This is a genomic window from Streptococcus sanguinis (genome assembly GCF_050225395.1).
In the GTDB taxonomy this organism is placed as follows: Bacteria; Bacillota; Bacilli; order Lactobacillales; family Streptococcaceae; genus Streptococcus.
Genome location: NZ_CP071431.1, coordinates 2,329,784 through 2,353,381, shown reverse-complemented (window position 1 = coordinate 2,353,381; position 23,598 = coordinate 2,329,784). Strand labels below are relative to the sequence as shown.

General features: G+C 40.2%; 28 protein-coding genes. 15 read left to right on the top strand and 13 right to left on the bottom strand.

Annotated elements, in window-relative coordinates; translation table 11 throughout:
* Nucleotides 1-45: 45 nt before the first annotated feature.
* The 10 genes from J1C81_RS11580 (at nt 46) to J1C81_RS11535 (ending at nt 9,533) form a co-directional block, all read left to right on the top strand.
* On the top strand, nt 46-1,758 hold the full coding sequence (locus tag J1C81_RS11580) for an SSA_2305 family type IV pilus system protein (RefSeq protein ID WP_427197460.1): 1,713 nt from the start codon (nt 46-48) through the stop codon (nt 1,756-1,758).
* Between the two features lie 55 nt (nt 1,759-1,813).
* On the top strand, nt 1,814-2,902 hold the full coding sequence (locus J1C81_RS11575; RefSeq protein WP_004189463.1) for a hypothetical protein: 1,089 nt from the start codon (nt 1,814-1,816) through the stop codon (nt 2,900-2,902).
* Nucleotides 2,903-2,909: 7 nt separating this feature from the next.
* Complete coding sequence (locus tag J1C81_RS11570; RefSeq protein ID WP_002901879.1) at nt 2,910-3,974, top strand: VanW family protein; 1,065 nt, start codon at nt 2,910-2,912, stop codon at nt 3,972-3,974.
* Nucleotides 3,971-4,783 carry a prepilin peptidase gene (locus J1C81_RS11565; protein WP_004189465.1) on the top strand — a complete coding sequence of 271 codons (813 nt, stop codon included), beginning with the start codon at nt 3,971-3,973 and terminating at the stop codon, nt 4,781-4,783. Before J1C81_RS11570 ends, J1C81_RS11565 begins: the two co-directional genes overlap by 4 nt.
* A gap of 35 nt (nt 4,784-4,818) precedes the next feature.
* Entirely contained in the window at nt 4,819-5,418 is a 600-nt protein-coding gene (locus tag J1C81_RS11560) for a glucosaminidase domain-containing protein (RefSeq protein WP_004189468.1), read from the top strand.
* Nucleotides 5,419-5,578: 160 nt separating this feature from the next.
* Complete coding sequence (locus J1C81_RS11555) at nt 5,579-6,493, top strand: hypothetical protein (RefSeq protein ID WP_004189470.1); 915 nt, start codon at nt 5,579-5,581, stop codon at nt 6,491-6,493.
* A 48-nt stretch (nt 6,494-6,541) separates the two neighbouring features.
* Nucleotides 6,542-7,432: a hypothetical protein gene (locus J1C81_RS11550; RefSeq protein ID WP_004189471.1), complete on the top strand. Its 891-nt coding sequence runs from the start codon at nt 6,542-6,544 to the stop codon at nt 7,430-7,432.
* A gap of 51 nt (nt 7,433-7,483) precedes the next feature.
* Nucleotides 7,484-8,518, top strand: a complete 1,035-nt coding sequence (locus J1C81_RS11545) for a SepM family pheromone-processing serine protease (protein ID WP_002927325.1) — start codon at nt 7,484-7,486, stop codon at nt 8,516-8,518.
* A 197-nt stretch (nt 8,519-8,715) separates the two neighbouring features.
* Nucleotides 8,716-9,312, top strand: coding sequence for a hypothetical protein (locus J1C81_RS11540; RefSeq protein WP_004189473.1), 597 nt, complete (start codon nt 8,716-8,718; stop codon nt 9,310-9,312).
* A gap of 2 nt (nt 9,313-9,314) precedes the next feature.
* Nucleotides 9,315-9,533: a helix-turn-helix transcriptional regulator gene (locus J1C81_RS11535; protein ID WP_004189475.1), complete on the top strand. Its 219-nt coding sequence runs from the start codon at nt 9,315-9,317 to the stop codon at nt 9,531-9,533.
* A gap of 219 nt (nt 9,534-9,752) precedes the next feature.
* Here the strand turns inward: J1C81_RS11535 and J1C81_RS11530 are convergent, their stop codons facing one another.
* From J1C81_RS11530 to J1C81_RS11485, 10 genes are all read right to left on the bottom strand, one after another.
* A complete protein-coding gene (locus tag J1C81_RS11530; protein ID WP_004189477.1) occupies nt 9,753-11,018 on the bottom strand; it encodes a tyrosine-type recombinase/integrase in 1,266 nt (421 codons plus the stop codon).
* An 89-nt stretch (nt 11,019-11,107) separates the two neighbouring features.
* Nucleotides 11,108-11,356: a MerR family transcriptional regulator gene (locus J1C81_RS11525; RefSeq protein WP_001058391.1), complete on the bottom strand. Its 249-nt coding sequence runs from the start codon at nt 11,354-11,356 to the stop codon at nt 11,108-11,110.
* On the bottom strand, nt 11,349-11,954 hold the full coding sequence (locus J1C81_RS11520; RefSeq protein ID WP_001040935.1) for a replication protein: 606 nt from the start codon (nt 11,952-11,954) through the stop codon (nt 11,349-11,351). Before J1C81_RS11520 ends, J1C81_RS11525 begins: the two co-directional genes overlap by 8 nt.
* A 205-nt stretch (nt 11,955-12,159) precedes the next feature.
* Nucleotides 12,160-12,765 (bottom strand): hypothetical protein, encoded by a 606-nt coding sequence (locus J1C81_RS11515; RefSeq protein WP_000182709.1) that lies wholly within the window; start codon nt 12,763-12,765, stop codon nt 12,160-12,162.
* Nucleotides 12,762-13,862, bottom strand: a complete 1,101-nt coding sequence (locus J1C81_RS11510; RefSeq protein WP_000203865.1) for a type IV secretion system DNA-binding domain-containing protein — start codon at nt 13,860-13,862, stop codon at nt 12,762-12,764. Before J1C81_RS11510 ends, J1C81_RS11515 begins: the two co-directional genes overlap by 4 nt.
* Nucleotides 13,862-14,182 carry a hypothetical protein gene (locus J1C81_RS11505; protein WP_000874694.1) on the bottom strand — a complete coding sequence of 107 codons (321 nt, stop codon included), beginning with the start codon at nt 14,180-14,182 and terminating at the stop codon, nt 13,862-13,864. The genes J1C81_RS11510 and J1C81_RS11505 overlap by 1 nt, the downstream gene beginning before the upstream one ends.
* 200 nt (nt 14,183-14,382) lie before the next feature.
* A complete protein-coding gene (locus tag J1C81_RS11500) occupies nt 14,383-14,832 on the bottom strand; it encodes an RNA polymerase sigma factor (protein WP_004189491.1) in 450 nt (149 codons plus the stop codon).
* 320 nt (nt 14,833-15,152) lie between these two features.
* Nucleotides 15,153-16,568, bottom strand: a complete 1,416-nt coding sequence (locus J1C81_RS11495; protein ID WP_032909866.1) for a helix-turn-helix domain-containing protein — start codon at nt 16,566-16,568, stop codon at nt 15,153-15,155.
* A gap of 50 nt (nt 16,569-16,618) precedes the next feature.
* Nucleotides 16,619-16,957, bottom strand: a complete 339-nt coding sequence (gene cadX, locus J1C81_RS11490; RefSeq protein WP_000711078.1) for a Cd(II)/Zn(II)-sensing metalloregulatory transcriptional regulator CadX — start codon at nt 16,955-16,957, stop codon at nt 16,619-16,621.
* 11 nt (nt 16,958-16,968) lie between these two features.
* Entirely contained in the window at nt 16,969-17,583 is a 615-nt protein-coding gene (locus tag J1C81_RS11485) for a CadD family cadmium resistance transporter (protein WP_000615736.1), read from the bottom strand.
* A gap of 28 nt (nt 17,584-17,611) precedes the next feature.
* On the opposite strand from J1C81_RS11485, the gene J1C81_RS11480 reads away from it, so the two are divergent.
* Nucleotides 17,612-17,797 carry a hypothetical protein gene (locus J1C81_RS11480; protein WP_002892741.1) on the top strand — a complete coding sequence of 62 codons (186 nt, stop codon included), beginning with the start codon at nt 17,612-17,614 and terminating at the stop codon, nt 17,795-17,797.
* 78 nt (nt 17,798-17,875) lie between these two features.
* On the opposite strand, the gene rpmG is transcribed toward J1C81_RS11480, so the two are convergent.
* Nucleotides 17,876-18,025: a 50S ribosomal protein L33 gene (rpmG, locus tag J1C81_RS11475; RefSeq protein WP_001265622.1), complete on the bottom strand. Its 150-nt coding sequence runs from the start codon at nt 18,023-18,025 to the stop codon at nt 17,876-17,878.
* Nucleotides 18,026-18,040: 15 nt separating this feature from the next.
* The gene (gene rpmF, locus J1C81_RS11470; protein ID WP_002894148.1) at nt 18,041-18,223 is read right to left on the bottom strand and encodes a 50S ribosomal protein L32; all 183 of its coding nucleotides are present in this window, start codon (nt 18,221-18,223) and stop codon (nt 18,041-18,043) included.
* A 290-nt stretch (nt 18,224-18,513) separates the two neighbouring features.
* On the opposite strand from rpmF, the gene ilvD reads away from it, so the two are divergent.
* Entirely contained in the window at nt 18,514-20,217 is a 1,704-nt protein-coding gene (gene ilvD, locus J1C81_RS11465) for a dihydroxy-acid dehydratase (protein WP_032909867.1), read from the top strand.
* A 76-nt stretch (nt 20,218-20,293) separates the two neighbouring features.
* Here ilvD and J1C81_RS11460 read toward each other — a convergent pair whose 3' ends face one another.
* Nucleotides 20,294-20,635 carry a metal-sulfur cluster assembly factor gene (locus tag J1C81_RS11460; protein WP_002899327.1) on the bottom strand — a complete coding sequence of 114 codons (342 nt, stop codon included), beginning with the start codon at nt 20,633-20,635 and terminating at the stop codon, nt 20,294-20,296.
* Nucleotides 20,636-20,815: 180 nt separating this feature from the next.
* Here J1C81_RS11460 and hisS point away from each other — a divergent pair, with 180 nt between their 5' ends.
* The 3 genes from hisS to J1C81_RS11445 all read left to right on the top strand — a co-directional run bounded on the left by hisS (nt 20,816) and on the right by J1C81_RS11445 (nt 23,442).
* Nucleotides 20,816-22,096: a histidine--tRNA ligase gene (hisS, locus tag J1C81_RS11455; protein WP_004189499.1), complete on the top strand. Its 1,281-nt coding sequence runs from the start codon at nt 20,816-20,818 to the stop codon at nt 22,094-22,096.
* A 127-nt stretch (nt 22,097-22,223) separates the two neighbouring features.
* The gene (locus tag J1C81_RS11450; protein WP_004189500.1) at nt 22,224-23,093 is read left to right on the top strand and encodes a hypothetical protein; all 870 of its coding nucleotides are present in this window, start codon (nt 22,224-22,226) and stop codon (nt 23,091-23,093) included.
* Between the two features lie 136 nt (nt 23,094-23,229).
* The gene (locus J1C81_RS11445; protein ID WP_002901839.1) at nt 23,230-23,442 is read left to right on the top strand and encodes a hypothetical protein; all 213 of its coding nucleotides are present in this window, start codon (nt 23,230-23,232) and stop codon (nt 23,440-23,442) included.
* Nucleotides 23,443-23,598 lie beyond the last annotated feature (156 nt).

Genomic DNA, 23,598 nt, shown 5'->3' with positions numbered 1-23,598 from the left:
AAGTTTAATATCATTTAGAAAGTGGGGGGTGTCGAAAATATTCAAATGGCATATTTTTTACCTTTTGGAGCAGGGCTTATAGCGCTGCATACGATTAGCATTTTATTTGTTTCTAGGATTTCATTAATAAAGCGCCTTTTTCTCGTAGTATGGGTCATGCTATTTGCGATTGGTGCTCCATTCCTCTTTCAACAAGTTCCCGGCATAGCCTTTGTTGGGCTCTGTGCCTTGGCTTTGGCTGTTTATATGGTGCTGCTCTTTTCACAGGAGCTAGCTCCAGTCAAGAAGAGAGCAACTGCTTCTGCGCGAAGCAGAAGCCAGAAGCATGCCAAGAGCCCACGCAAGAAAGTGGAAGCGACGAGCGCAGGCTTGTCATCTGCCAGAGATTTGAACTTTTCCAATGCTTCAACCGGTAGGATGAGAAAGGAAAGTAAAGAAAGGGTTCAGGCTGAGGAAAGTCCGGCAAGGCAGAGAGTATCTGCTTCTGGTCGCACCCTAGCAGACCGTTCTATCAAAAAGGATATGACAAGATTTGAGAAAGTAAAACCTCTCTACCCTGTTGATAACTTGGCTACAGCTCCTGCCTTTGGAGAATACGAGCCAAACAGTCAGCTAGCGGCAGCTGAGGTCGGCATGGTGGGTATGGACCACAGCGCACAAAAGGCCAATGATGAATTTTTGCAGTCCCTGCTTCATCACCGCAAGGGTTCTACTAAGATTAAGGTGGCCAACTCTCTGATTCAGCCTACGGAAGCAAATGCAGCCGGCAATCAAGGCTATACAGATATAGATGATCCAGCCTTTGAGACTGCTGTTCTGTCTAAGATTAGACCGATGTCCTATACGGAGTCTAGCTATGGCAACTTCAGACCGCAGGCGGTTGAGGTGACAGGTGTTGTTTCTCAAGATGAGGAAGAATTCTTCACTGAGCAAGAACAAACTCAGCAGCCAGTGGCAGAAGAAGTAGGCAACAGCCTGGAAGATGTTTTTGCTGCTACGGGAGATATCAAGCCAGTTAGAGCAGAAGAGTCGAGAGCAGCAAATAGCTTAGAATCTCTCTTCTTTGCTGACTCAGACACTGAGCCACAAGCTAAAATGGATTCCGCCTTCAGTCAAGCAGCTGCAGAGCCAGAATTTTCTGCTACTGAAGAGTCTATGGTTAGCCGTGATCGTGCTGATATTCAGGGTTATCAAGATATTCTCAGCCAGATTCAGCATGATTTGTTGGGATCTGAAGAGGAAGATTTGACTGCTGAAGTGGCAGAGGCTTGGGAGGAAGAAAGCAGCTTCGAACCTGCTGCAGAAACGTTTGAATTTGAAGAAGCTGCTGAACCAGCGGTTGTTCAATCAGTTTCTGAAGACGCTCTTTGGACACAGGCTGAGCCTATCCAAGAAGCAGTTGCAGATGAGACAGAAGAAGACTTGCTCAAGGGAATTGCTGATATCCTCAAAGCTGAGGAAACACAAATCAAAGCAGCTCCAGTCGTTCCGGCTGTAGATGAAACAGAAGAAGATTTGCTTCAGAAAATCACCGACATCCTCAAAGCTGAGGAAGCGGCAGAAGCAAGACCAGCTGCAGCAACTGCGGGAGATAAAGAAGTCTATTTCCAATTCCTCCTACTGGAAAGTCAGGAATTATTGGCTTCTAATGCAGTTCAAGAAGCTGAGAGCTATCTGAAAGAAATTGTCCAAGGCAGCTCAGATCAAAATCTTCGTCAAGAAGCGTTCAACATGCTGGACAAAATCGTGAAAAATTAATACTATATAAACATACAATTGATTGTAATCAATTAGAAGGGTTTTAGGGGAAATTATGAAAAGTTGTAAAACAATCACAGGGACCGTTGTCATTGAGATTGAAAAAGGGATGGGACTGGGTGAAGTCCATGAAGTCTTTGTTGACGAGGGGGTCAATCTGACTTTTGTTATTAAGTCAAAGCAGTCTGAACAGCCTTTTGCCTTGCTGTCTAGCAAGAACATCCAAGGCATCGGTGACTTTGCGGTCATGGTAGAAAACAGCTCAGTCTTTCAAGAGCTGGAAGAGGCTGATCTGAAGGTCTTGAACGACAAGCAGGGTAGCGTCTTTGACGAAATTGTCATCACAATTGATGGAAACAAGGTGGGAACTGTTGTTGACTATCATATTGATGAAAAGAATGAAATTGGTTACTTGGTGGTTAATTCTGAAGATGCCAGCGAGGAAATTCAGATTCCTAAATCACGCATCTTGATGATTGGTAAAGAGTACATCATCCTCAATGATGAAAAAAAGACAGCTCCTCATCTTGAAGCAGATGTAGAAATGGGCCGTCTGGCTGCAGCAGATCTGCTTCATGAAACTGAAGCTGCAAAACCTGCCGAAAAAATTGAGGAAGTAGTTGCTGAAGTACCTGTATTCGAGCCAGTTGTAGATGAAAAAGTAGATGTAAAAGAAGAAGCTGCGACAGATTTGACAGAGGCCTTGGCTGCTGTAGGTCTGGGAGCTGCTGCTCCTGAGTTGGAGTTTTCTGAAGCAGTCGTAGAGACAGCAGAAGAGCCAGAAGTCCAAGACTTGGTACAAGAAACAACAGCTCCAGCTGAAGAAGAAGTTGAAGAAACAGATGCAGCGCTGAGTCTGGATGCTGCTTTGGAAGAAGTATTGGCAGCCCCTGCTGAGGAAGTAGAAACAACTATCAGCACAGCGCCAGTTGCTGAAGAAGAGTCAGGAGCAAAGAAAGCTGTTAACGATTTTATCGATCGGCAAAAACGTCTTCTGGTAGGCAAAACACTGCAAAAAGATCTTGTTAATGCAGATGGAGGAGTTATCCTGAATGCCGGAGATACTGTTTCAGATGACATCATTGATTTTCTTCGCCGTATCGACCGTAAATTCCTTATCCGCTTAGCTGAATGCGTAGTATAAGGTTGGGATGAGATTCATGTCAAGAAGAAAAAGAAAGGTTTCATCAAAATATCAAAAACTACTTCCAGCAGCGACACTTGCTGCCTTTCTGCTGGGTAGTTTATTTTATGTCATTTTTGTCTTTAATCCAACGATTGACCTGAGTATCAATGGCCGTCCCTCTATGAAGGTTCGCTCTCGGAGCGAAGCTGAGATTGAAGTTTACAGAGAACTGCCCTATAAGGCGACTTTTCAGCTGTCTACGGGGCAACACTTCTCTGTAGATATGCGCTTTTTAGGATTGAGCTATTTCACAGAAGAAGAGCTCAAGCGGCTGGATAATATCTCAGCCAAGACAGTTTGGGATAAGTTTACACCGTTTTTCGATACCAAGGAAAACCTGCAGATTTCCATCTATCCTAACCGTCTTTTTTGGCTTAGACCTTTAAACGATGTCTTAGCTGCCCATCCTGATGTTCTCAGTCAGCTTCCAACGACCAATCACCTGGTCATGGACGGCGAGTCTAATGTAAAGGTGGGAGACAAGTCTAATGGCTATAAGATTGACCCTGCTGCTTTTATCCAAGCATCTGAGGAGATTGCCAAGACTGGTAAATTTGATGATGTCAAGGTTGAGAGCACGCCTGTTGAAGCAGAAGATCAGAGTGAGCTTCTGAGCCAATATACGCACTTTATAGAGCGTAAGGAAGTACCACTGCCGACCAACGCTGCCCAAGCTCAAAACATGAAAACAGCCTTTTATAAGCTGCAGAATGTTTACTTGGCTCCTGGCGAGACCAAGTCTATCTCAGAGTTGCTGGGAGCTTTGAATGCGGAGTCTGGCTATCTGCCAGTCAAGGGCAAGGATAATAAAGAAGTTTACGGTCAGGGTGCTGAGCAGATTGTAGATGCCATTCAGCAGCTCGCCTTTTCACGGACCAATGTTATTTCCTATCGAGGACAGTATTTCAACGTCGGAACGCCGGCTGAAGGTTTGACCGAATTGACCATTCAAAACAATACAGAAACAGATATGGTATTTTCATTAAGTTTGGAGGAGGGGCAAGTATCCATCATTCTGGCATCTAAGTGATACTCAAGGGAAGTCGAAGTTTGACATTGTCACCTGAGACTTTCAAAGAGTATAAAAAGGGAAAAATTATGATTGCAAGTTTAGTATTTATATTAGGTGTCGTATTTGGGAGCTTTTTCAATGTCGTCATCTACCGTGTACCACTGGAAAAGAGCATTGCCAAAGGTCGGTCTATGTGCCCGTCCTGCGGCCATGTCTTGACTTCGGTGGAGCTGATTCCGGTTGTGTCGATTATCATGCAGGGCTTTAAATGCAAGCACTGCAAGGAGCCGATTTCACCGCGCTATCTCATTGTGGAGCTCCTGACGGGTCTGCTCTGGCTGGCCTCTTATCTGATCTTTCAAGATCAGGGACCATGGATGGTTGTTTCAGCCTGTCTCTTGGTGTCGCTTTGTCTCATTATCGGTTATATCGATTTTGATACTCAGTACATCTCGGACTCGGTTCTGCTGGTTTTCTGGCTGGGCCGTATGGCTGTTACGTTTTTTACCAATGAGTTCAATTGGGAACTGCTCCTTTCGCTGCTAGTTGGCGCTGGTCTCTACTCTCTCATTTATTTTGGGGCCAAGGCTTATTACAAGAAAGAGGCTTTCGGGATGGGAGACATTCTCTACTTAGCTGCCCTGAGCAGTTGGTTTAGCCCTTTGAATACGCTGATTTTGGGATATGGTTCTTTCTTTGTGGCTGGAGCTATTCTCTTAATCGCAACCATCTTTAAGAAATTCAAATTTAAGTTGAAAGAAGAAGTCCCTTTTGGTCCTGCTATGAGTATCATGGCGGTCATCCTATATTTCTGGGGAGGAATCTAGGAAACCAAAAGCGACAATAGAAATGGATAGAAAAAATGTTTAGGAAGAAAAAAGTTATCATAGCATTAGCGACAGCTACTGTTCTTTCAGGCAGTGTACTGCCTATCAGCCACCTAGCGGCAAATGAAAAGGCCAGTTTGGATCCATCTTTAGTGCAGGTGTCAGATCAGTTTCAGGCCAAGAAAACAGGAGCAGTCGTCTTTTCAGAAGATGTAACAGTGCCAAGCACAGTGTCAGCCGATTTCATTGATAGTCGTTTGGCTGGCACGCCGATGGCTGGATTGGGAAAAGCTTTCAAAAAAGCAGAGAAAGATCATGGAGTTAATGCAATTTTTCTCGTAGGGCTGGCTATTCACGAATCGGATTACGGCCGCAGTCAGATTGCTCAGGCCAAGCACAACTTGTTTGGTTTCATGGCTTATGACTCCAGTCCTTTTTCCAGTGCAGGAAATTTCGCAACATTTGACGATGGTATAGATACCGTTGCCCGCTATCTTAGCGAGCACTATCTCAAGCCTGGCGGTCAGTTCTACAATGGTAAGAGCATGGCTGCTATCAATGTAAGATACGCATCTGACAAAACTTGGTCAAGCAAGATTATGATTCGTATTCGAAATTTTTTGAAAAAAGGTTAAGGAGGCTGGGACAATCGTGTCTCAGCTTGCTTTATTATAGAAAGAATTTCTTTTAGTGAGGTGACTGATGGGGGTTTTCTTGTTCTATGGGGCTCTAAAAATTCCTAATCATCCTCTCAGGACTAAAAAATAAAAACTTGCTTCTGCGACATCGTCTTTTATGGCGAAAAATGACTTAATTAGGGGATTTATGAAAAGAAAGTTTGACGTAAGCGATGTTTTAAAGGAAGCCTGGGGACTGACTGTTGATTACTTTTTTGTATGGACAGCAGGGCTTGCTATCATTCAACTGCCGTTTTTTATTCTGGGGCTGTTAATTCTATTTTTTTCTCCATTGACTTCTACATTTCTTCCAAGTATAATTCTGCTGGGATTTCTATGTTCTTTTGTGATTGCTTATATCCATAAGTTTTCCTTGACTATGGTTCGTAATCCGCAGATGGTGCGAAGAAACTTCTGGAGAGCTGTTGGCTACAGTATTTCTGATGGCTTTTTTGGGCGTTTACTTTCTGTGTCTATTTACGTATTCATGTTTTTCTTGGCTATGTTACTTCTTTTTGTATACTTCTATAATGTCTTGATGTCAGATGCAAATTTTCGAGAGAATATGGGAACTTGGATGATTTGGGTTGCAAATAACCAAGAGAAGACGGCTAGTATGCTCTTCCTGCTTTTTTTGATAGCACCAATGTTTAACTTGGTATTCCATTTGTTTTACAGTTATTTTATAGTCTCTCACTTCTTCTTGTTGCCTTATATTATTCAAGATACCAACTCCTCTGATAACCTATTGCGTCCTCTGTCAGCCTTTGGCAGCTTGGGCAAGTCCTTTTCTCGTATGAATGGTCAGAGGGGGCGTTACTTACTGGTAGAGCTTGTCTTAAAGCTTATTCCTGTAGTATTGGGTCTGATAGAAATTTTGAGTTTACTTTTTAGTGCTGGTGTGTCTAATGTTGTGGGAATGATTGTTAGTATGATAAATGGCTTTTTGCTGATTTATGCCTTGGCAGCCCGTTCGGTTATGGCTGACATCCTGATGTCTTATGATCGGGAAATAGTTAATTTTGGAGATTAATATTTATGAAAAAATTAGAAAGGGTTTTAGGATTTAGGATAATGAACGATGAATGATGTAAAAGTAACAAGGGTTTTCAGAGAAGCTTGGATTTTTGTTACAGAATATTATTTTGTCTGGCTGAAAGGCCTTTTGCTGGTCGGAATCCCGCTTGCAGTGCTGGGCTGGTTTCTTTTTCCGCTGGTTTCGAGTTGGTCTTACCGGTCCATTTTAGTCTTGACCTGTTTGGCATTTATAATTGCCTTCGGTTTTGCTTACGTCAATAAATTTGCCTTGACAGTGATTCGAAATCCGCAGATGGTTAAGCTCTATTTTGGCTATGCGGTTTGGTACAGTATCTCGGATGGCTTGCTTACTCGCCTCTTTTATTCCTTCATTGTCAGTGCAGTCCAAGTCCTGATTCTGTACATGGGTTGGTCGGCAATTGGCATCAATCTTGGGGTGGCTAGTCTCTTTGCCTTTTATCGGAGGGCAGTAAGTCCAGAGGCCATTGTGATTTTCCAGTTTCTCTTTCCTTTCTTGTTCATGGTCTTTTATCTACTCTTCACTTATCTGGTTGATTCGCACTTCTTTTTGCTGTCTTATATCATTCAGGATACTAGCTCAAGAGACAATCTGGCCAAGCCGCTTTCTTTTTATGGTTGTCTGAGAAAGTCAGTCCTGCTGATGAAGGAGCGTAGGGGTCGTTATGTTCTGCTCAGCTTTTTTCTAGCTTCTTTTGGTGGGCTGATTGGGATGGGTACTCATCTCCTGATGGATCTGATAAGGCAGTATATTGATCCCTTGCTGGGGGAACTGGATGATTTACTTGGCCTGATCCAGATGATTCCTGTCCTAGTTTTCGGTAGCTTTTACTGTGTATTTGTTCTGGTTGTTCGGACAGTTTTTGCCGATACTCTGATGGAAAATGATACAGAAGTGGTGGATTTTGGTGATTAATTTAGGAAGTAGCAAGACCAGACAATACTTGATAGAAACAAGAGGAAGGATATGAAATCAGTAACAAGAATCTTAATAACAGCTTTGGTGCTAACTGGGATTGGCTTTATTCCTCTCCCTTATGAATTAGAGACCGTGAGGCCGGCTTTGAATGCCAAAGACTTTGTCCAAGTTCAAGGAGGAACTGATAAAGGAAAAGGTAAAATCTATGTCATGGCTGTTGGTGTTTCCAAGGCCCGAGTCTTCAGTCTCTTTTTGACTCTGCTGCCTAATTACAGGCTGGAAACAGAGTATGTCTCTGTTCCTGAAAACTATTTCGATAAGGAAAAGGGACGGGAAGAGCGAGAGAACAGCACTATGGGGTCTTCTCATCTCAATGCCTTGCAGGTAGCTTATCAAGCAGCTGGTCGTACTGTTGAGATTAGACATAAAGAGATTTTTGTGGATGCTGTCAGCCAAGAGACGCCGTTAGCTCAGGAGCTGCAGAAAGGCGATGTGATTTTAAAGATTGACAATCAGACTTACACTAGCCCATACGACATCGTTGATCAGATGGAACAGCGGACAGTCGGCGATGTGGTATCAATTGAGTACAGCCGTAATGGTGTAATCGGTTTGGCTAGCGGTCCTGTGATTGTGGATGAGACAACTGGTAAGCCTGGTTTGGGGATTGCATTAGGTTCCAAAGCCAGTGTTGCCATGAATCCTCTGACAAAGTTTAAGAGCAACGGTGTAGCAGGCCCCTCTGGTGGACTCATGTTCAGTTTGGAGCTGTACAATCAGCTCGTGTCTGAAGACATTACCAAAGGAAAAGCTATTGCTGGTACTGGAACGATTGACCACAAGGGAAATGTTGGCCGGATTGGCGGGATAGAGATGAAGGTCATGGCTGCCGATAAGGCAGGCGCGGAGATTTTCTTTGTTCCCGATGATACCATTGACGCCGATATTGCCCAGTACAATCCCAAGCTGCGCTCTAACTACCATGAGGCACTTCGTGCTTCTATCAAAATCAAGAGTAAAATGAAAATCGTCCCTGTCAAAACCTTCAACGAAGCTTTGAACTATCTCAGAGAGATGGAATAAGAGACTTTACTACTCTATGAATAGTCAATAGAAACACAAGCTCTTGCTAGTTATTTATCTGGCGAGGGCTTTTATTATAGAATTTTTTAAAATAATTGCCACCTTGGCACATAAATTCTTGCTTTCCAAATTGAAGTGTGATATATTTATAACATAAAGAGTGTTAAATATTTCTAACATAAGGAAAGGAGTCTATCATGAAAAAAAGTCAAAAAACGGGTGGCCTCATTACAATGATTGCCGCAGCTCTTTTTATTGATTTTACTGTTTTACTTGGTTCTAATCTTAGTTGGGGTCCCAAGTTGATTATTCTCGGTATTTCAGTATTAGGTCAGATTGTAGCTATTTGGGGCTGGCTGCACATGAAACCATGGCCTCATAAGAGTCAGAAAGGTAAGGGGAAGACTATTTTTGACTTGTCTGCTAAGCTGTACACGATGCTTCTGTTTGCAGCAACCATTTTTTATACAGTAGGGATTTGGGTTGCGACCCCAAGCGTAAGATCTGGCATTAAAGAATGGATTTTGGGAGTTGGTCTCGTTATTGAAGTGATTGTATTTGGTTTTTTCTCTTTGAAAAATGTCAAGGAAACTCCAGATGAACGTTTCTATGCTAATTTAGCTAAGGCAGCTAGCTTAATGTTTGTCTTTATACTAGGCGCACTGATGATCCTAGCAGTTATCATTGGGTACATGGGTTCTCTCACTCTTTACATGGGCCAGATCTTTATTAGCATAGCTGCCTTGATTTGCATCTTTGCGGTTGTCTATCTTATCTTAGAACGGAGAGGATAATCATGGCCAAAGAAAGCAAGATTATCACCAATCTCAAATATATCCGAGAATCCAAGGGCATGACCCAGCAGGAGCTAGCTGACCGCATCGGCATGCGGCGCGAGACAATTCTGCACTTGGAAAATAACCGCTACAATCCTTCGCTGGAAATGGCTCTCAAAATTGCTCAAGTCTTCAATCTGAAAGTAGAAGACCTCTTCGAACTCAGACAGAAAGAGTAGGCATAATTCTTTTCGAGATCTAGTATTGAGTTTGTTGTTAGCTAGGGCTTGAAACAAAAAGAAAAATCCTTTGAAACGTTGATTTCAAAGGATTTTTGCTATATAAATTATTTAACTTCTGTAAGAGTTAAATAATTTCTATTTTAGCTGTTAGAAACGTTGGTACATCAATGTTTCTAGAATGCTACATAATAAAAGGTAGAGTGAATGGTAGAGTAGTTATTGCGTTAGCTCAGCAATCTTTTCAAGATAAATCCCCACAGCTTCTAACTTTCGTTGTGGTGCTAATTCAGCGTAAGTATCCATTGTAGTTGAAATGGATTTATGTCCCATTCTGACTTGGAGTTCTTTCCAATTTGTTCCAGCATTAAGTAGCATTGAAGCATGAGTATGTCGGAATAAATGGAAACCATAGTTTGGTAATCCAAGACCTACTAACCTTTTCTTAAGAGTTGTTCTCTCGTTTCTGTCACACATATAGTTCCCATAGATTGTAGGGAAAATCAGTTTTGTTCTATGTCTGTTGTGCAATTCAAGATACAAGTTCATTTCGTGGTGGAAATCTCTGAGTTTTTCTATTATGGGGAGAGGGACAGGGACAGAGCGATTTCCTGCATCAGTTTTTGGTGTAGCTTTACAGATAACTTCCCCTTTTGTCCCATCTTTTTTATTTGCGGTTTTCCACATCAATGTTTTACTGACATTAATAGAAGAATTTTCAAAATCTAGGTCATCAATCGTCAACGCAAGTAGTTCATTTATTCGCAAAGCGGAGGCTAATAAAGTATTACAAATTAACTTAAATCTACGATTGGCTCTATTGTTATCTAAACTTTCAAGATAATTAAGCCATATTACAAGACTATCATCATGTAATACCATGATGCGTTGCTTATTTGATTTTGGCTTAGGTGGTATCTTAACAGAGCTAACAGGATTAGTGATTAGTCCATAGTTTGTAATTCCATAGTCAAAAATATCTTTCAACTTATGGATAACAGCACCAAAATCTTTAGCACTACCTTTATCAGCACGCTTTATACCAGATTCAATGGACTCTTTTGATTTCTTTGCCAAACCATTTAACCAAAGCTGGATATCCGCAGATTCAATTTTATCTGGTTTGTAATCTCCAAATTTAGGGATAATATAATTATCAAGATAACCTCTTACTCTGTTCAGAGTATTATGCGAGTTGACCCAGGTCTTATATGATTTAAACCATTCTTCAGCTAAATCTTCCAGTGTATCAATGACGATAACTTTTTCTCGTGTTGAGCCATTTTTTTCAAATTCTAGTCGTGCTTGAATGATTGCTCTATCTAACTGTTTTAGTGTCTTGGCTGTAATGGTAGTAGTGACTTGCTTACCAGTTTTGATATCTTTTCCCAGAAATGCCCCCTTCAAAGTGTATGAGATGGACTTATCTTTTTTGATTTTTTTAATGACTTTTTTGCCATTATGAATAATTGTTTCAGTTTCCATATTTGCCTTTCTTCATGGATATTGAAGTAGGCTAAAATAGTTACCACTCTTTCTTTTAGATAAAACTATTTTAGCACAAATTTTCAGAATTAGGATTGTAAAAAGTTGATAATATCATCTAGTAGATAGAAGACGGTTCGAGTTCCCTCTATAGGAGGTTCTAATCTTTTTAATCCTTTTTGTTCCCAAGTTTTTAGTGTGTTTGGGGAGATATTTAGCTGTTTTAGCAATTCTCGCTGTTGTATTATCTTTAGTGGTATGTTCTGTTCTTTGATTTGAATGAGTTTGATAAGTGTTTGCAATAGTTGTTCAATTTGTTCTAATTTTTCGTTATTCATTATTCTCTTTCTCCTCTGTGTTTGAATTATGGAGTCGATTAGGATTGTATCTTCGTGAATCTAGGTATTTGGCGAAGAAATATGTACGTTCAATAATAAGTCCTAATAAATTGGTATTGTTTGCTCGGGCATACCAGACCAATTCTTCAAATTCGGTAAAGTCGTTCTCTTCGATAATATCAACTACTTCATGTATAAAATCCGAAGAGTTCATCTCCATCAAGAATTTTTCTAAATTAAAGCCGCAACCGACTTCAATATCCTCAATGTTGTAGGGGGTCTTATCTGGATTTTCCGCATGGGTAAAGTAGTCAAATAAACCAGTGGGAGACATAACTACCTCCACATGTGCTGGACCGTTTAGTTTGTCACTGATGATATTTGATACTTGTGAATAGCTTTTCAGTGAATCAAAGAAGAAAGCACCGTGTTTGTGCGATTTCTTGAACTCTCCCGTCTGTCTATTAACGTCCTTATCGTGCCAAGGACTAAGAATAAACGGAATATGGAGTTCCTCTAATATATTCAAGTAGTTCTCTGGTGCGCTTTCCTCGTAGAAGAGAAAAGTCCATTTGGTTGAGCGCTGTTCTTTTGCCATAGGCAGTTACCTCATTTCTTTTGGGTTCTATTACTAAGGAGAAATGACAGGTCGTATGCAAAGTTTTTTTGAAAAAATTGAATTTTTTGTGATTATTGATTATTGACCTATTGGGGGTCGTAGTCACCCCAATAGGTCATGATAGAAAAGAATATAAAAAGGGGCTGTCTGGCTTTTGCTTAACGCAAGCCATAGCCCCAAGGGATTAACGTTTTTGTCCAGTGAACCACAATTGGTTACGAACTCGAATAGGAGAGGAAAAATAATAGTCTGCGTGTTGGCTGACGATTTCTTCTTTTAATTGTGCTTCCATCTCTTTTAGGATTTTTTGCCCTTGTTGGTCTCTAGGGACTTTTAGAAAAATAGTGATGGTATCTTTTCGTATATCTACGATACACTTACGAACAGCTCGGTTAAATCCGTTATGGATTGGGTTGATAGTAGTAACCGTCTGATGTTCAAGATTGCTTATCTTCTGTACTCGTTCACGCTGAAACAGGAAGTGTCGCAACAGAAAAGTGTGATAGACAGATTGGATATAGTTCCAAAGACTATCTGTTTTCAACCGTTGTATTATTTCTAATCCAACCAAAAATAAGGCAAGTAGAAGAGAAATAAGTGCAAATCCATGACAAACGGAACTAATGATATCCGTAATACTTTTGACCGTATCTAAATTGACAAACGTGATATTTGTTAATTGAACGGAAAGATAATTGAATAACCATCCAAATGCAGAACAGATAGGTGCAAATAGAAATAAATATAGTATGAGATTAAAACTTCTCATAAAGTAGGTTTTATTGGTCATAGAATACCTCGTTTAGTGTAGTAGGTTGGACAGAGTAAGGGCAGAACTTGGTAGGGATGTTCATTATCGATAACTTGAATGATACCTGTCCCATGTCCTATTGGAATAACAATACCCTCTGGGTCTAGGTCTGGAAATAAAAATTGAGTAGTTTTCTGATTGATATTTCCAATTTGCAACAATACGTTTAGCTGTTCCCTCACTGAAATTGGAATAGTATTGTGGTCAAAACGCTGGCTTACCAAAAACAGATGGATTTTGGTAGCACGTCCTAATAAGGAAATCTGTGAGAGTAGGGAGAAAAAGGCTTCTTTGATATTCTTATTGACTCCCTCTGATAGAGCGAGGACTTCATCAATAACAATAGTTAGATGGGTAAATTGATGATTGGGATTATCATACAAGATAGCTTGTCGTTTCTGAATGAGAGTTGCACACTGACTTAATTGTTCATTGACCTGTGAGACAAAATCTGATTTTGAACGGTTTTCAACAGGGTGTATAACAGCAACGTGATTTTCTCTTGCCCATCGACTTGGGGTATCAAATTTAGGGTCAATGATAATCAAGTCAGACATATGCTTTAGTACACTCAAGAAATAAGTGAGAGCGTACGATTTCCCAGAACCTGAATTTCCAGCAATAGCCCAGTGATTAACCTTATCTAAATTGAGTTCAAAGTACTTCATGATAGGGATTTTCCCCTGTGGCAAGCTAGCTGAAAACTTATCCAAATCTGGAATGACTAAACGTTCTGAAATTCCCTTTTTCCAAGGGAAAAATAATCCACGCTGAGTGTGTAAGTCATCTGTTTCTAGAGGGACAAAATAGGTAGCGTTTTGTTTTAGAAGCGTATATTGTGGATAAAGTGAAGCATTGGCAATCAGAAAGATTTTCTTGTACAAGTCATCATCAAGGATATAAGCACATGGTAGACGAGGGACAAAGATAAAGCCGTCTGCTTGAATAACAATATTAAAAGAATTGGTGTAGCTGGTTTCTCCCTGCATTAAAGCCCCCAGAGCCATGTTTAGGCTCTGGAGCAGGTAAGATTGCAGGTAAGATTGGTTCAGCACATCACGAGATTGTGAAGTCATTACCGAACCTCCTTGATACCATTTGCTTTGAAGTAGATGTTATATTTTACTTCGCAGGCTTGTAGTGTGTCAAATTGAATCATGGATTGAAAAGCTGGAAGCTCAATCGTTTCTTCAAATTTTACTTGGAAAGGGTCTTGCCCTTCCTGTACAAACCATGCTTTATAAGCTACGATTTCTCCGGTTGGTTTTCCTTCTTCAAACCGTTGTTGTGGTTCAAGTTCGGTACTAAGTGAGTAAATCGGTTGTTTTTGACTGATAATTTTATCAGCCAATGTAGTTGTATAACCACCTTTTGTGGTTTTCATTTTAAACGCCATAGGGCAAATCCTCCTTATGAATAAGAGATAGTGTGAATGCGACAGGCTCGGTTTGGGTCATGAGCTGGACTTTGTTTTTTAGGTTATCTGACCACCTCCTCATTACTAAGGAGAATGAGACAGCTAAACGCAAAGTTATTTGTTGAATTTTTAATTTTTTTTACAAAAAATCCAGTGACAGAGACACTGGATTTGAGGGATTAGCGGTAAGCTTTTAATAAAGGAGCTAATTTTTTTAGCGCTTTACAATAATGGGATTTAACAGTTACATCACTCATTTTCTTATAATGTTCAGTGATATAGCGAGCCGTTTCTTTATAGCTTGAACCTTGTTCCGCTATCATTTCAACAATCTTACTGTCAATTTCTGATAGGGATGCTTTAGCTTCACGAATAGCTTGTCTTAACTCCTCTAGGATTAAAGCTTCTTCGGGATTCAAATCAGAACTTGCAATGACATCATAACGTACAGACTTTTTGGCATTTTTGCTAGCTATTGTTTCGTCTTTGATTCGTCTATTGTGGTATCGGTCACGACGTTCTGCGTTACTTTGTTCTTGTTGAAGCAAACGAGTTACTTCATCCCAATTTTTAGCTTTAATAGCTTCTTTGATTTTATGCTCACGACGTTCTTGTACTTTATTACTCATAATGATGAGCTCCTTTCTGTCCTTTGGACAGAAGGAAACAAAATGAGCAAATATTGAACGCTGAGTATACCAAAAGGCACAACAAAGAAACAGCGAAACAATTCTATGCAAGACATGACCTTTATCGTCATGTCATCATATTTGTTTCAATCTGTCCTTTGATGGCCATCAATTTGGACTATTAAAATTTATATCAAGAGTTTTTCTTGATATATTCAGTATAAGGCGTAATGTTCTTTTATTTTTTACTTCTTTTTTTACTTCAATAGACTAATTTGTAAAACGAGGCGCAAAAAAAGACTAGGCGATTCACCTAGTCTTTAAAGAGCAAATTTTCGTATCTCCTCTTCACTTAATAATTTAATAAAGGCCTGTTGTACGTTATCTAAAGCGTGAGCCATTGACAGCAACTCCTTATTTAATTGTTCTTGGAAATAGTATGTTACTTGGGTGTTATTAGTCAATAACCCCACAATATGGCGATTGACGCTTGTATTGTCTAAATTAATATCATATAGGTCAACTAAATCAATAAGGTCGATTTCGCTTAGTCCTTGAGCTGCAGCTTCTTCAATTCTTTTCTTATCCTCTAGTGAAAATCTTGTTGGCTCTAATTGAATAGTGTGCCTTTCTTGAATTGGTCTTGTTGCATAAGGGTTGGAAACCCAACTGATAATTTCATCAAAAGTTCTTTCCTCAGTCCTTTCTATATCATTGGATTGATAAATATTAATGCCTAGATTTGCCAACTCTTCTTTAGAATATTTTTGATATAACTCTGTGATATCCTTACCTTGACTGAGTAATTTCATATAGTCCTCATATATCTGTTTGAATTTCACTCCATCTATTTGTTGACCACCAGTCATACTAAACGAATAGGTTGTTCTTCCTTTTTGAGAAATAACTAATGGGACGGATGTAAGGTAAGATTTTGGAATATTCTCTTTATACATTCTTTCTAATATATCATTTACCATAAATCCGATATTAAACAAGGGATTTTCTTTGAGTTTTTTTATTAGATTAGGGATAATTTCTGTCGAAACATTATCATACCACCATTTATTGATGAGAGGATCAATGTTTTCTTGCCTAAATGTTGAGGGTATGTCATTTCCGCCTAATTCAAATAGGATACCACAGACATTAACTTCAAATGATTTAATTAAATTATCCCCTAACATCAACCAAAGAATATCAAACATTTCTTCAAAATCAATGACAGTCAATTCATTGATGGTACGGGTTCTAAAACTTCTAGCGGGGTTATAACTTTTTCCACCAACCCATACGTCAATGTCATCTTTCTTGTGAAAAGTATCCATTTCAGTTTCAGTAGAAATCATAAATCTTTTTCTTTGAATATTGAAATTTGCAAATGTCTTGGCAATACTTAGACAACTTGATTGGATTGAAATTAAATCATCACTCATGAAAGAATATAGTTTTTCATCTACAGCCTCTAAATCTCTATATAAAATAGAACTGAAAAAATAATGAAACAGATTCTCAATAAACTCATCTAACTCTCCAAAAACGATATACGTATAGCTCGAAGCGGTTAGAGCATTTAAATAAACTAACATCGAACTCGTAATTGGTCGCTTATCACTTTCAACTTGACTAACTTGACCTGCATTGCCTAGTTCGCTTTGTGTAATATTGTATTTTTTTCTTAAATTTTTGATACGAGTAGGTATTTCTTGTGAATAATTTTCTTCAAAAAATTTCATATATAATCCCCCTATAATCATGGAAAAGTAGAAAGTAGTAAAAATAGTTGTTATCCTAGTTGATTAAAAAAATCTCTGATTTCCTCATCTTTTATAAAATAATATATAATTTTCCCCTCTCTTCTAGTGTCCAAGATGTTTTGATTGGCTAGTTTACGAAGATGGTGGGAGGCAGATGCCATACTGAGATTTAATAAACAGGCTATATCGCAGACACAGAGTTCTTCGACGGCAAGGAGATAAAAGATGATATTTATCTGTTTATTATCGGTAAATTTTGATAAAATGCGAAGTGATTTTTGGACTTTTTCCTTTTCAAGGTAGTTCGTTGCGGTTGTAACATTTTGTTGATTTATAACATCCACTTGACAGATACTATCTTTTTTCATAATTTTTTCTCCTAGCCTAACACAGCCCATAGCATGTCAAAGCTGTTGTTTTCAATCAGGATATACATCCCCAATCCTAAATAGACAACGGCAATAAACCATCTGCTATATTTTTCCAAAGTTTCTCCAACAGAAGGGACTTGTGCTAATTTTTGTGCAGAAAAAACCAAGAGATAAATCATGACTAGAAAAGTAAGTAAAGTCACTATCAAATTCGCTAAATTTAAGGTGGTAAAATATGGGACAAAGACACCAATATTGTCAGCGCCACAACTTGCAAAAGTAATCATAGCGACTAGAAAAATCAGGTTTTTATTGTCTTTTCGCAAACCATCTTTTGCAATAGCTTCTCCATCAGAATCTCCTAAAAGCAAAACTTTGAGGCCTAGGAAAATTGGAATCAAACCGAGTAAACCTAAAATCTCTTTACTAGGAATATAATTTAAGACAAATGCAAAAAGCAAACTTAGGAATATTAGACTAACAGAGCCTAGAAATTGTCCTAAATAGATGTTAATGATGTCTTTTCTGCTTTTTCTTTTGGCAAAAAATAACATTAGGATAATAAGTAAGTCTACGGCTGTCCCAGAATACAGGATTATTGAAGTAACAACATTTTGAATCATAAAACACCTCATTCAAATATATTTTTGAATGTATTCTAACATTAAACTTTGTAGATGTCAACTTAAAATCCACCAAAATATAGATAAGAAGTTAGTGTACCAAATATTAAAAAGCCCTGCCATCGAAATGATAGCAGGGCTTAACTTCAATATCCAGATGATATATTTATCTAAAAAAGGTAGAGTAAAAGGTAGAGTTTTTATTGATTTGTAGTGCGATATAATGAGTTTCAAAAAATCAAAAATCGCTTAAAATCAATATTTTGACGTCTATTGACGTGTACTGAAACCCTTACTTAACCTCTGTAAACACAACATGCTTGCGAAGTTTTGGTGAGTATTTCTTCAATTGAAGACGGTCTGGTGTGTTGCGTTTGTTTTTAGAAGTAAGGTACAAGCGTTCACCAGATTCTTTGTGTTCAAGTGTAATATTTACGCGCATGGTAGCTCCCTTCTATTATTCTGCTGCAGCAGCTTTAGCAATCTTACGGCCCTTGTAGTATCCTTTAAGGGATACACGGTGAGAGCGCGAGTAATCACCAGTAGTTTCGTCAAAAGTTACAGTTGGAGCTGTCACTTTGTAGTGAGTGCGGCGTTTGTTTTTCTTCGCTTTGGAAGTGCGACGTGCAGGTACTGCCATTGTTTGTTTCTCCTTTTAGTTTATGAATTCGATTCAATTTGATGATTTTCATCAACTTTAACAGTATAACAAAACTTTTTTGTAAAGTAAAGTTACTTGACAGATTTTTTTCTTCTTTATTGAGAAAACCCTGAGCTTCTAGTTGTCTTCTTTCGACTTGATAGGAAAAAGTTTCAAATCCGCCTCTATATTTTCCCAATCTTCTGAAAATTTAAAAATTTTCCTCTGTAAAATACAGCCTAAATGTGGTATAATAAAGCACAAAGATTACTGCAATGAAAGGGAAAGCTATGACAGATAAGGATATTCGTCACAGAAGTAAGATTTATGACAGTATGGTTAAATCTCCTAACCGTGCCATGCTTCGCGCGACGGGAATGACTGATAAAGATTTTGAAACGCCTATTGTTGGGGTGATTTCCACTTGGGCGGAAAATACACCCTGTAACATCCATTTGCATGACTTGGGCAAGCTAGCCAAGGAAGGTATCAAAGCAGAGGGAGCTTGGCCTGTCCAGTATGGGACTATTACGGTTGCGGACGGGATTGCCATGGGAACACCGGGCATGCGCTTCTCTCTGACCTCACGCGACATCATCGCAGACTCCATCGAGGCTGCCATGGGTGGGCATAATGTGGATGCCTTTGTAGCTATCGGGGGCTGTGATAAAAATATGCCAGGCTCCATGATTGCCATTGCTAACATGGATATTCCTGCAGTCTTTGCCTACGGCGGAACGATTGCGCCGGGGAAGCTGGACGGCAAGGACATTGACTTGGTTTCTGTCTTTGAAGGAATCGGAAAATGGAATCATGGCGACTTGACAGCTGAGGAAGTGCGCCGCATTGAGTGTAATGCCTGTCCTGGCCCTGGTGGCTGTGGCGGTATGTACACGGCCAATACTATGGCGACGGCTATTGAAGTTCTGGGCATGAGTCTGCCAGGATCTTCTTCTCACCCAGCTGAGTCCAAGGATAAGCAAGAAGATATTGAAGCAGCTGGCCGTGCCGTTGTCAAAATGCTGAAAATGGGGCTGAAGCCGTCTGATATCTTGACACGTGAAGCCTTTGAAGATGCTATCACGGTGACTATGGCTCTGGGTGGTTCTACTAATGCCACTCTGCACTTGCTGGCCATGGCGCACGCGGCCAATGTTGAGCTAACACTTGATGACTTTAATGTCATTCAAGAGAAGGTACCGCATTTGGCAGACTTGAAACCGTCCGGTCAGTATGTCTTCCAAGACCTTTATGAGGTTGGTGGAGTGCCAGCTGTTATGAAATATCTCTTGGCGAACGGCTTCCTGCATGGCGACCGCATTACTTGTACAGGTAAGACGGTAGCAGAAAATCTGGCGGAATTTGCTGATCTGACACCAGGTCAAAAGGTCATTATGCCGCTTGAAAATCCAAAACGTGCGGACGGTCCGCTCATTATCTTGCATGGTAATCTGGCTCCAGACGGCGCTGTTGCTAAGGTTTCTGGTGTTAAAGTACGCCGTCACGTCGGACCAGCAAAGGTCTTTGACTCGGAAGAAGCTGCTATTGATGCGGTACTGGCCGATGAAGTGGTCGATGGCGACGTGGTTGTAGTTCGCTACGTTGGACCAAAGGGTGGCCCTGGTATGCCAGAAATGCTGTCACTTTCGTCTATCATTGTAGGGAAAGGTCAAGGGGACAAGGTGGCACTTCTAACTGACGGCCGCTTCTCAGGCGGTACTTACGGCTTGGTTGTCGGACACATTGCTCCAGAAGCCCAGGATGGTGGCCCGATTGCCTATCTTCGTACAGGCGATATGGTCACGGTTGACCAAGACACCAAGGAAATTTCCATGGCGGTCTCTGATGAAGAGCTGGCGAAACGTAAGGCAGAAACGACTATTCCACCTCTTTATAGTCGCGGGGTACTTGGTAAATATGCTCACATGGTATCCTCTGCTGCTAAAGGTGCTGTTACTGACTTCTGGAAACCAGAAGAAACAGGTAAGAAATAACCTATATATGACAAAAGAACCCGCTAGTTTTTCTAGCGGGTTTGGTATTTTTAATATAGAAGAACTTAACACTTTCTTATCTAGGACTGATTCCCAGGGCAATGCGGCCGAAACGGCTGATACGAGTGATTTTCCAAGCAGGAGACCAAGTAACCTCGACAGAGGCACTTTCAATCTCATCAATTTTCTTAAGAGAGTCCATAATGGCGATGGGCAGGCTCTCAGCACAGTCGCAGGCTGTATCGGTAAAGGTCATGACAACCTTGCAGTGGCCGTTTTCGTCTAAGTTGATTTCATAAATCAACCCTAAGTTATAGACATCCAGCTCTACATCCGGATCGTAAATACGCTCGAGCTTCTCCACCAATTTATCCTGAATGGCAGCTGCTCGATCATTGATTTTGATATCGTCTCTCATGGCTATCCCCTTCTATCTGAGTTGAATTGTTTTTATTTTCTCACAATTCAGACTTTTTTTCAAGCTATTTTGGAACGTGAAAACGTATTTAGTTCTTCCAAACGAAAAATCCCTTTCGGGCTCCTCAAAATGGCGGACTTATGATAGAATATAAGTACTAAAGAAGGCGGAGGTCAGAAGATGAAATTACAAAAACCTAAAGGAACTCAGGACATTCTTCCTCAGGAATCAGCCAAGTGGCAGTATGTAGAAGACTTTGCCCGCAAGACATTTAGAAAATACAATTACGGCGAAATCCGCACACCGATTTTTGAGCACTATGAAGTCATTAGCCGCTCGGTTGGGGATACGACAGACATCGTGACCAAGGAAATGTATGACTTCTATGACAAGGGCGACCGCCATATCACGCTACGTCCAGAGGGGACAGCGCCTGTGGTGCGTTCTTATGTAGAGAACAAGCTTTTTGCTCCTGAAGTGCAAAAGCCTGTCAAAGTCTACTATATGGGCTCCATGTTCCGCTATGAGCGGCCTCAGGCTGGACGTTTGCGCGAGTTTCACCAGATTGGAGCAGAGTGTTTTGGCTCTAGTAATCCTGCTACAGATGTAGAAATGATTGCCATGGCTGCTCAATTTTTCAAGGATATTGGTATTACCAATGTTAGCTTGGAGCTTAACTCGCTGGGGAATCCTGAGAGCAGAGCTGCTTACCGCCAGGCCTTGATTGATTATCTAACTCCACTGAAGCCTAGCCTATCAGCAGATAGCCAACGCCGCTTGGAGGAGAATCCGCTGCGCGTGCTGGATTCTAAAGAGCCCGAGGACAAGGCGGCTGTAGAAGGTGCTCCGTCTATTCTGGACTATCTGGATGAGGAGAGCAGTGCCTACTTTGCGGCCGTTCGATCCATGCTGGAGACCTTACAGATTCCTTATGTCATCAATACCAACATGGTCCGTGGCTTGGACTACTATAATCACACAATTTTCGAGTTTACGACAGAGGTGGCTGGCAGTCAACTGACCATTTGTGCTGGCGGCCGTTATGATGGGCTGGTTGCTTACTTTGGTGGCCCTGAAACGCCAGGTGTTGGCTTTGGTATGGGCTTAGAACGTCTACTTCTCGTACTTGACAAGCAAGGAGTAGAGCTGCCGATTGAAACCGCTCTGGATGTCTATGTAGCTGTTTTAGGAGCTGGTGCCAATGGCAGAGCTTTGGAGTTAGTGCAGGCTCTCCGCGCACAAGGGTTTGCGGCAGAGAGGGATTATCTCGACCGCAAGCTCAAGGCTCAGTTCAAATCAGCGGATATCTTTAGAGCCAAAACTCTTATCACCTTGGGTGAAAGCGAATTGGAGAGCGGTCAGGTGACTGTTAAGAACAATCATAATCGTGAGGAGATTATTGTTAGCCTAGACCAAATCCAAGAAAACTATCAGCTTATTTTTGAGAAATTGGGGTTTTAAGCAAAGTATGTAATTTTTGTTTCACAAAGAGAATGTTACAGTTTTGTTACAAGGATATGATATAAACTAACAAGTGGATAATATTTTGGTATAATAGTCATATTCTATTAATTTAAAAGGAGAAACAATGAGAAAAATCCTTAAATTTGGTGTATTGCCTGCCTGTGTTCTTTTGCTTGGAGCTTGCTCAATGCTACCAAAGTCAGAGAAGAAAAAATCAGAAGATGTGAAGACAGAGCAATCATCTTCAGCCTCATCTGAGAAAGAAACGAATGAAAAGCGAATTGAGAAAGATGCCGATATCATTCTGCGAGCAGTCTTTACAGATCATTCTTCAGGTTTTACAACCTTAATGGGGACTTCTGTTGACAAATGGAAGAAAGGAATTTCTCAAGCTTACGTAGACGAAAACATATCCAAATATACGCCAGAAGAAGATTATACTATTGATTTAAAGACTGAATCATTTACTCCATCAAAAACATTAGAGTTGTTTGATCAGGCTCGCTTTAAAGTCTTAGCGACTATTGGGGATGATTTTGAGATTACTGGTGTTGAGGATGATGAAGAGACTGCAACAGTAACATTTAAGTCTCGTGCTATTGCAACCCGTGATTTAGCGAACTTGATTAATATGGCTAAAGCTAGCCTTTTTGAGAATGGAATTGAAGATGTAAAAGAGTTGGAAGATTCGACTAATCCGGATCTTGAAAAACGTCTAGCTCTGCTTAATAACTTCCTTTTCTATTATGCTTTTGATCGTATGAATGAGGACTTTGGTTATATTCAACCTCGTGAGTTTACAATGGAGTTAACTAAAACCAAAGAAGGTCGCTACATTCTTACTGATGAGAGCTTCCTTGAATTACGTAAATCTATTTTTGTGAATGAATATTCGTCTAATGATGCTGAAACACGTAAAGGTAATAAAACAACTGATTCTGGGTCAAAATCTGACTCAAGTTCATCTTCATCATCTGATAAATCAAAGATTTAATTTATTTAGCTAAGGATTCTCCTTAGCTTTTTGAATCCAGCTCTGATGTTAGATCTATTTTTAGATTTCTATAAGCAGATTTGTTTATAGAAACCCAGATGGCTTATGCTATAATAGTCTATAGAAAGTCGAGGGAATGATGAAGAAAATATTATTGGTGGTTGTGGTGCAGGGCTTGGCTATCTTTGTGATTACTGGTCTGCTTTGTTTATTTATGCGGGGGGATTTTTTCTTCCGTGCTTTGGCGCCGATTTTTGGTCTGGCAGCGGGAGGTTTTCGCTTCGTGACGGCCATGGTGACAAAAGCGTTTGCGCCTAGCCTTTATGAGGACAGCAAGAAAAAGGAATAATCTATAGAGTAGACAGTGGGTCTGGGGTCGTTTGGCTCAGGCCTTTTGTCATAACTGTCAGCATTAGTCATGCGGTGTTTTAATATTTTTCAGAAAAAGAACGGACAGAAGGGCTTTCTTAGGCGCTTTGTGGTAAAATAGTAACAGAATTAAAAA